Raw genomic sequence first — 9,094 nt, forward strand, 5'->3', positions numbered from 1 at the left:
AGTTTAGTTTTCTATAGACTCCATAAGGAGATGAAAAATTGATCCTTTCGGAGTATTGTTTGTGACAAAGACTTCAGCATGGTTTAATTGCGCATATTGTTTAGCAATCGCAAGCCCAAGACCTGTGCCAGGAATTTCACTCGAACGGGATTTATCAATACGATAAAATCGTTCAAAAATATTAATTTTTTCTTCTTCTGGAATACCCACTCCTTCATCAGCAACTTGCAGCTCTACTTGATGATTTTCAGAACTAATTTTTACTTTAATTTCTGAATCTTGGGGTGAATATTTTCCAGCATTTTCAATAAAAACAATGATGATTTTATAAAGTGACATTTTATCAGCCCTGACAAAAATCCCGCTTTTTCCATTAAATGTAATTTTTTGGCTCAAAGCAGGTTGAATTTCACTGACCACTTTGTCAGTAAATTCAGTCAAGTTAAATTTTTCTTTATTTACTTCCAAATGATTTCCTCGAGAAATTGTCAGTAAATTTTCAATAAGTCCTTTCATTCTCAGGGACTCTTCATCAATATAAGAAAGCGAGTCATCAATAATTTCGGGATGCTCATGCCATCTTCTTTTTAATAAAGTGACATGCCCACGAATTGCAGCAACGGGCGTCCTCAGTTCATGTGAAGCATCCGAAACAAACTGCTGCTCATTCTCAATTTTTTGATTTAATCTGTTTAATAAGCGATTAAAACTTTGACTTAGCTGACGAACTTCAATTGGATTTTTACTGACTGGTAATTGTTTAACTTCTTTTTCATCAGTCGCTAACATCATATCAGTCAAAGGCTGGCTAATTGTATTTGCGGCCTTTCGAATTAAAATTAGAGCGATAAAAAAGAGAATAATCATGACAGCGACAATGACTAATATCGCCCTTATCATTGATTTTACAACAATATTTATGTTTAACCATAATTCTACTTTGTTCCCATTCTTGGCCGTTTCTGAGCTATACCAAAAAATAACATCTTTTGACAGACTAAAATTGCCCCAAGAAAGCCGTGACTTTAAAAAATGTGATGTGCCATGACTTTCATCAATATCTCCAGAAGCCCTTGTTAGTCTAACAAAAGTAGATTTTTCATCTTTTTCACTATCCAGTTTAAATTCATCACAGTTTACGTTACCATTTTCTGCCGCTTCTTGTACCGAAGAAATCAGAGACGTCCCCTCACTCTCTCGGATTTGTAAACTTGTAAAAGCAACAATTCCTGAGACAATTATCGTAACAAGGAGTGTAAAAATCAAAAATATACGGACAAAAGTTTCTGTGATGATGTTGGCACTTGTTTTAGATTCTGTTTTTTTCATTCGTTAGTTTATTTTAATATTTTTCAGAGATGAATATGATTGCCCCTTTGAAAGTTGTGCCTTCAATTTTCGATATTCTAATAAAGTCAAGGTAATCATTACCAAATCAACCACACACAAGGCAAGCATTGGAATCGCCCCATGATTGAAAAATTCGAACATTTGATAAGTGATAAAACCAAGCAAAAGCACGATTGATAAAGGGTATGACCATAAAATCTTGCGCCAGAGCAAAGCGAGCGTCACCAATTTTAAGGCACCATGTAGGAGTAGATAAATAACAGCAAATAGAGTCGCATCACTTGTCACTCTCTCTCCTGCATTTGTAATCATGCTTGAAAGTGGAGCAAAAGCAATCGATGCTGCTAAATGTTGAATTGTTGATTTTATCAAATCAAGTGGAATAAAAATCAAAAGTAAACCAGATAAAAATTCAACGAATGCAAAAATACTTTTCCCAAGAAGCATGGCGTTAAAGCTGACATCCAATAATTCTTCTTTGTTTTTTACTTTTTCCATGGTCTACCTCTTTTCATTTTTCAACCTTCGTCATTCAAGCGATAGCCTACTCCACGAACTGTTTCAATCAGAGATTTATGATTTGGAAGATCAATTTTAGCACGCAGATAACGCACATAGGCATCTACTGTATTTTCCTGACCATCAAAATCCATTCCCCAAACATCATCCAAAATATCTGCTCGACTAACCACTATACCACGATGTTCTAAAAAATAACTTAACAAAGCAAATTCTCTTTGAGTCAAATTCACTGTTTTTCCCGCTACTTCCGTTGTATGAGCCGTTAAATCTACCTTTAGATAATCAAGTTCATATACTTTTGAGCAAGAAGTTGACCACTTTCTAAAGATAAGTCTCAGACGAGCTAAAAGTTCTTCAATTTCAAAAGGTTTAGTGATATAATCATCCGCTCCAGCATCTAAACCAGCAACTTTATCACCAATATAATCACGCGCCGTTAAAAATATAATCGGTGTGTTGGGTTGAATTTTCTTCATGCGTCGTAAGACGGTCAAACCATCTAATTTGAGAATCATCCAATCAAGCAAGACGACATCTACCGCTGGTTTTGCTTGCTCAAACACCTCTAAGGCAGCAAGACCATCAAAAGCTGTTGATACTTGATAATCTTCAAAGACTAATTCTTTTTTAACATAATCAGAAATACTAGGTTCATCTTCAACAATTAATACATGATAAGTCATTTCCTCCCCTTTCTCTTTAACAGCTTTCTTTATTTAAGTTTTAACTGCCAATTTATTATATCAAGCCTAAAACAAAAAAACCATACGTTTTTTCTGAATAATTAATGATATTTTATCATTTTTTAAATTAATCTTCGTTAATGAAGTCTTCAATTAAATAACGCGGACGTTGTTTAACTTCAAGGAAAATTTTCCCGATATATTCACCAATTACACCCAAGGCCAACAAATTCGCTCCACCAAAACCAACAACAACTAGCATGATTGAGGCCCAACCAGCAACATCAGAACCATTGACAAAATGACGGGCAATGATATAAATTGCTCCTACAATGGCCAAAATAAACCAAATTAAGCCAATCCAAAAAATTAGACGCATAGGTGCTGCCGAGGTAGAAGTAATTCCGTCGATAGCGAAACTAATCATTTTCTTCAAAGGATATTTGCTTTCTCCGGCAAAACGCTCGCCGCGTTTATAGTATACAATCTCAGATTTGTAGCCAACTAAAGGAACCATGCCTCGCAAAAAAAGATTTTGCTCAGGAAATTGTGCTAAACCTTCTAAAGCACGACGACTCATTAAACGAAAATCCGCATGGTTAGGAACACTTTGGCTACCCAATCCTTGCATCAATTTATAAAAAGCTCCTGCTGTTCTTCTTTTGAAAACAGTATCCGTTTCACGATTATCTCGTACTCCATAAACAACATCACAGCCGTCATTTTCAAATTTTTCGAGCATTTCATCGATGGCATTAATATCATCTTGTAAATCAGCGTCCATTGAGATAACACAATCTGCGAGATTTCTAACCGTCAATAGGCCAGCAAGCAAAGCATTCTGATGTCCGCGGTTTCTTGTAAGATTAATTCCACTAAACATTGAATTTTCTGCATGTTTTTCTTTTATTTTTTCCCAAGTTTTATCTTTTGATCCGTCATTAACATAAACGATTCTACTTTTTGGACTAATGATATCATTCGAAATTAATTGTTCGTATTTGGCCTTGAGACGTTCGGAAGTTTCATCAAGTACCAGTTCTTCGTTGTAAAATGGCACGACCATATAAAGAATCTTAGTCATATTCACTCCTTAACTCTTTTTTTCTTTTTAAATTGATTATCAATTAAACCTAGACTTGCTAAGGCAATCATTACTGGTGCAAATTGATAAAGATAACGTGAATTTGTTTCCCAAAGAATAAGGAAAAAACTCAATCCAACAAAGGCTAAAGCTGGAACAAACCAAGGATTTGACCAGTTCTTTTTACGACTTAAAATCCGCCAAATTTGTCGCCAAAGCAATACAGCTAAGCCAATCCAATACAGCGTTTGAACAGCTTTAAGCATAAACCAACCTGTAATATTCCCCGGTCCATCTAAAGAAGTTAAAGATGTTCCTGACAGGTAATCGAAATAACGATTAATGAATTTATTTTCATGGTAATAGGTATAAAAAGCACTATTCAAGTCGCCATAGAGCCACGTATAGGACAATTTCCGCCCTATTTGTCTGACAATACCAGCAGGTCCCATTTTCTTAATATTATCAATAAAAAGTTGTTTATCTGCCTCTTTTTTCGCCTCATAAGTGGGGAAAGATTCAGAATACTGACGAATCTTTTTATTAAATCCCCCTGTTTTATTGCTAGGCGCCCAAGACATGGCAATCCAATGCATCATCGGGAGATTATGACGTTCATTTGCTTCCTGTGAAAAAGCAGGCTCTGTCGCAATTGTTGCTTTGACCATGAAATGTCCCCAACAAATAAGAGAGCAAACATAGGGATTAAAAGTAAAAGTTGCTTCCACTTTTTATTAAGGCCTAAGAAAACCAATGCAGCAATAAGTACAATTAAGACAGTCGGTTTAAATTCATAACCTAAAACTGTCAGTAAAGTAGCCAAGAAATACCAGAGAATTTGTCGATTTAACTTGTCTGATTTAATTGCATAAATGAAAAATAACAATCCGAAAGATACAAAAGGCAAAGTAATCGTATCACTATAAAGTTGCGCGCCATATACATAAAAAGGTAAGAAACCAAGTGCACAAACATTATATAAAATGGCATGTCTTTTCCCACTTAAAGCTTTAACACTCAAAGTTCCAGCTAGAACACCAAGACTTGTCAGCAAAGCAGAAACGGCTGTAACAACCCACATTTTCAGCAGAACATTCTCAGCAAAAGGAGAAAAAATCTGATTAAATAAGATTCCTAAAAATTGATTATTAGGATATCTCAGGAAGTAACCTAAACGTGAGGCTGTTTCTGGGAGAAGCCCAAAAGACTGACCATGTAACTCTGTTGTAGAATTAAAAATGACAAAGTAATCCCAAGCATGCTTGCTATCAGGAACATGAATCATAAAAAGAAAGGGCAAAATAAAGGTCACGAGCGCTACTGCCCAAAAACTTATTTGATAATATTTTTTTACTGACAAATCTGTCAGCAAAAAAGATTTACTTTCTATTTTACTGACAGACTCGTCAATGATTTCCATTTCATTTTTTGGAGCAAAAAGTTTTTTTGATAATCTAAAAATCCCAATAAAATAAAAATAAGCTGCTACTAAAAGAAGATTTCCTAACACAAGTGCAATAATATGATCACTATTCCACGACTTCGTAATTGATACAGCAATCCCATTAATTAAAATAAAGAGCCCTATCATTAAAGTAAGACAGAATCTTTTTTTATACTTAATAAATACTATATTATTCATATTACTATTTTACCATAGCTTGGCCTTTGTTTCTTATAATAACCTTAATTTTCAAATGATAAATTCTCATTTTTAACTTTGAATCTAAAAAGTACAATAAAAACAAATTTTAAATTTTATTTTTATGATTGTGTCTTTCTTTTTAATTCATTATTAGTGCAACAATTATCCCCAAAATAGTTCCACCAACGACTTGAATTGGTGTGTGTCCTAATAATTCCTTTAGATTCTTGTCCACTTTAATTCCAGCATTTTCAACATTTTGCAACATACGATTGATAATTCTTGCTTGATTCCCTGCCTGCCGTCTAATTCCTTGGGCATCATATAAAACAACAAAAGCTAACACAGTTGCAATCGCAAAAAGAGGAGACTCAAAACCTTGTCTTAATCCCGTTGCGGTTGCCAAAGCTACCACTAATGAACTGTGAGAACTAGGCATTCCTCCGGTTGCAAAAACTAATTGCCAATTGATTCGATGAGTTCGGATGAGCTCAATCCCTATTTTAATGAGTTGTGCTAAGGCCCAACTCACAATTGCTGTCAGTAGAATTTGATTATGCAATATCTGACTAAAAAAATTCATAACCCCTCCTTAATTTCCCCTAAATTAAAACCCCTCACTTACTACTCTTATTATACTATATAAGCCTTTTAAATCTTGACTTATTTGCTGACAAAACAAAGAAATTTTATCATAAAACTAGCATGAATTTTAAATGAAAAATACAAAAAGAACAAGTTTAACCTTGTTCTCTGAGTTTTTCTAATTGTTCCTTGAAGAGGTCAGGAGCATCAACTTGAAACTCCATAAGCTCTCCACTTGTTGGATGTTCAAATCCTAGCGTTTCTGCGTGAAGAAACTGCCCCTTATTGGGTGTTAGAGTTTTATTCGGGCCATAGAGCGGGTCACCTGCAACAGGATGACCAATATAATGCATATGAACTCGAATTTGATGTGTTCGTCCAGTTTCCAAGCGTAAAGCAATTAAAGTATAACCAACAAAACGTTCTAAAACCTCGAAATGAGTCACAGCAGGTTTCCCACCAGACACAACCGCTTGTTTTTTTCTGTCTTTAAGATTACGACCGATTGGGGCCTCAATTGTCCCTTTATCATTGGCAAGCTCTCCATGGACAATTGCTAAATAGCGACGTTTGCTGGTCTTGTCTTTTAATTGAGCAGCTAAACTTTCATGTGCTTTATCATTTTTAGCAATCATCAAAAGACCACTAGTATCTTTATCAATCCGATGTACAATTCCCGGGCGAATGACTCCATTGATACTTGAAAGGTCTTTTATATGATACATAATTGCATTCACTAAGGTTCCAGAAGCATGTCCTGCCGCAGGATGAACGACCATTCCTTGTGGCTTATTGACGACTGCAACATCTGAATCTTCATAAATAATTTCCAAGGGTAAATCTTCAGCCGCAACATCAAGGACCTCGGCTTGCGGAATCTCAAATTCGATTCTATCTCCCGTTTTCACTTTATATTTTGCTTTTTTTGCTTCATTATTGACAAAAACTTTGTCATTTTTTATAAGCTCTGTCAGTAAACTTCGAGAGTACTCTGTTTGATTTGCAAGTGCTTTATCAAGACGCAAATCTTTATTTTCTTCAGTAATTTTTATTATAGGCAATCGATTTTTCCTTTTTCATAGAGGTTTTAATGCTACTTACTGTCACTCGTTTTTTAAAAAGCTTATTTTGTTTCTTTGTCCGTCAAAATTGCAATAAATAGAACAACAAAACCGACAGATAGTAAGATATCTGCGATATTAAAGATTGGAAAATTCATAAATTCTGTTTGAAACATATCGACAACAAAACCTTGACGAACGCGGTCCATAAAATTCCCTAAAGCTCCCGCAATAATCAAAGTTAAGCCAGCAAAATACCAATTTTGTCCCATTTTTTTCCACAAAAACCATAGTGCAACAATGAGTACAATAGGTGTCAAAACAAGGAAAAACCATTGTTGACCAGAAAATGATGACCAAGCAGCCCCATCATTTTTAATATAAGTCAGGCTCAATACATCTGGCCAAATTTTTTTTGTATCTCCAAGTTGAATATTAGCAACAACCCAATTTTTGAAAACTTGGTCAGCAATAATTCCAACAACGATAATTACAAGTGACAGTAATTTTTTCATATTTTAATTATACCACACCGCGTCAACGAGGGTCAATAAATATCATAAAATAGACTTTTAGCCCTTTTCAGAAATAGAAAGCCCCCAAAAATCAGAAAATTCCTTTAAAAATACTTTCTGTCAGTCAATGAATTCTTTAGCACTAAAAAAAACTTATAATGCTTTGCCTTCTAGCACTATAAGTTCAAGTCGTTAATTAAATTAGTCTCTCTAGCTGTTTATTGTCATCATTTTTAAAACTTTTTTGAAAGACTTTCCCTTAACTCCTCAATAACATAATCTGATAGTTTACTCCCTTATATTCATATAATCATGCCATTCAACTATTTTTTTATTTTCAATAAATATGATTGAGCAAAAACTTTCAGTCTGTGTGTCATTATTGACTAAAACTTTATACTCTAATGTTATGACCTCTCTTTCTTTGCTTTTATCCTTGTACACCCCTAGAAGTTCCCCAGAGGTTAAGGGAACACTATAATCTTCAAACCAAGACAGATAATCTTTTTTATTCATTGACTTTGGGAAATCTGCGAAAGAAAAATTAAAATGAAAAATTGCCTTATCATCTACTGCCTCCCAAAAGCTACTTCCATTAACTTCACCCTTCAATCCTTCCATCACTAAATCAAAAAATACTTTTGAGTGTTCATTATAGCCATATTCCATGCTGCACTCCTCCTTTAAATCTATTTTTATTTTACAAAACTAGTATAATATATTATAGATGACAAATGTATGTCATCAATAAATATTTTTAGGAAAAAAATGAAAATAGAACGATTAATCAATATTATTATGTTGTTATTAGAAAATGATACGATTTCTGCGAATTCACTTGCTCAACGATTTAGCGTAAGTAAAAGAACAATATTGCGGGATATGGATAGTCTGATTTTAGCTCACATCCCAATCTATACTACACGAGGTCCCAAAGGGGGATTTGGAATTATGGATAGTTACAAATTCAACAAACGACTTCTTACCGAATTTGATATTCAAAATATCTTGATTGCACTTTCTGGACTTTCTGAGTTTACGGCTGATAAAGAAACAGCTTTAACCATCGACAAACTGAAAAGTTTACTACCAAATAAAATGAATAATCTTAAGACTCTGATTGATTTTGAAGAGATTCATGAAGCTCTCTCCGCTGCAAAAAAGTTAATATTTTTTGCCATTCAGCATTCTAAGACAATAGAAATCAGCTATATTGACCAGAATGGTCAACAAACTGAGCGAAAAGTAGAGCCCTATCAACTTTATTATAAAAATACTAGTTGGTATCTTTATTCCTATAGTTTAGATAAGGGGGATTTTCGAACCTTTAAACTTTCTCGAATAACTTCAATATCATTGTTAGAAAAAGAGTTTGACCAAAAATCTTTTAAGTCCACTGATAATACAAATCCAAATCTTAATTTTTCTTTAAGCAAAATAGAGGTCATCGTGCATAAAAAATCTCGTGATAAATTAATTGAAGGAGTTGAAACAGGTGAATTGCTAGAGGTTGATAAAAACCATTATCAAACCACTCTTGTTCTACCAGATCATGAGTTTGGTTATCAATATTTAGCTAATTTTGGCACAACTTTAAAAATAATTGGTCCAGATTTTTATCTCAAAAACTATGTTGAATGGTTAGAAAA

General features: G+C 34.1%; 9 protein-coding genes and 1 pseudogene. 1 reads left to right on the forward strand and 9 read right to left on the reverse strand.

Annotation, left to right across the window (positions count from 1 at the left end):
* Window positions 1-3 precede the first annotated feature (3 nt).
* The 9 genes and pseudogenes from LLA01S_RS06285 to LLA01S_RS06325 all read right to left on the reverse strand — a co-directional run bounded on the left by LLA01S_RS06285 (window position 4) and on the right by LLA01S_RS06325 (window position 8,114).
* Window positions 4-1,329, reverse strand: a complete 1,326-nt coding sequence (locus LLA01S_RS06285) for an ATP-binding protein (protein WP_015082353.1) — start codon at window positions 1,327-1,329, stop codon at window positions 4-6.
* Window positions 1,330-1,332: 3 nt separating this feature from the next.
* Complete coding sequence (locus LLA01S_RS06290) at window positions 1,333-1,848, reverse strand: DUF2127 domain-containing protein (protein ID WP_011676008.1); 516 nt, start codon at window positions 1,846-1,848, stop codon at window positions 1,333-1,335.
* Window positions 1,849-1,868: 20 nt separating this feature from the next.
* Window positions 1,869-2,555 (reverse strand): response regulator transcription factor, encoded by a 687-nt coding sequence (locus tag LLA01S_RS06295; RefSeq protein ID WP_061778006.1) that lies wholly within the window; start codon window positions 2,553-2,555, stop codon window positions 1,869-1,871.
* A gap of 127 nt (window positions 2,556-2,682) precedes the next feature.
* Window positions 2,683-3,639, reverse strand: a complete 957-nt coding sequence (locus LLA01S_RS06300) for a glycosyltransferase family 2 protein (protein WP_021165202.1) — start codon at window positions 3,637-3,639, stop codon at window positions 2,683-2,685.
* Window positions 3,640-3,641: 2 nt separating this feature from the next.
* Window positions 3,642-5,281 (reverse strand): annotated as a pseudogene (locus LLA01S_RS13645) (glycosyltransferase-like membrane protein).
* A 142-nt stretch (window positions 5,282-5,423) separates the two neighbouring features.
* Entirely contained in the window at window positions 5,424-5,867 is a 444-nt protein-coding gene (locus LLA01S_RS06310) for a divergent PAP2 family protein (RefSeq protein WP_011676004.1), read from the reverse strand.
* A gap of 157 nt (window positions 5,868-6,024) precedes the next feature.
* Window positions 6,025-6,930, reverse strand: a complete 906-nt coding sequence (locus tag LLA01S_RS06315) for an RluA family pseudouridine synthase (protein WP_011676003.1) — start codon at window positions 6,928-6,930, stop codon at window positions 6,025-6,027.
* Between the two features lie 62 nt (window positions 6,931-6,992).
* Window positions 6,993-7,445 carry a signal peptidase II gene (gene lspA, locus LLA01S_RS06320; protein WP_011676002.1) on the reverse strand — a complete coding sequence of 151 codons (453 nt, stop codon included), beginning with the start codon at window positions 7,443-7,445 and terminating at the stop codon, window positions 6,993-6,995.
* Between the two features lie 288 nt (window positions 7,446-7,733).
* Complete coding sequence (locus tag LLA01S_RS06325; RefSeq protein WP_061778007.1) at window positions 7,734-8,114, reverse strand: hypothetical protein; 381 nt, start codon at window positions 8,112-8,114, stop codon at window positions 7,734-7,736.
* Between the two features lie 69 nt (window positions 8,115-8,183).
* Between LLA01S_RS06325 and LLA01S_RS06330 the strand changes: the two genes are divergently transcribed.
* Window positions 8,184-9,094, forward strand: a 911-nt coding sequence (locus tag LLA01S_RS06330; protein ID WP_255209977.1) for a helix-turn-helix transcriptional regulator, incomplete at its 3' end; no start/stop codon positions are given.

Source organism: Lactococcus cremoris subsp. cremoris NBRC 100676 (genome assembly GCF_001591705.1).
Taxonomy (GTDB): Bacteria; Bacillota; Bacilli; order Lactobacillales; family Streptococcaceae; genus Lactococcus; species Lactococcus cremoris.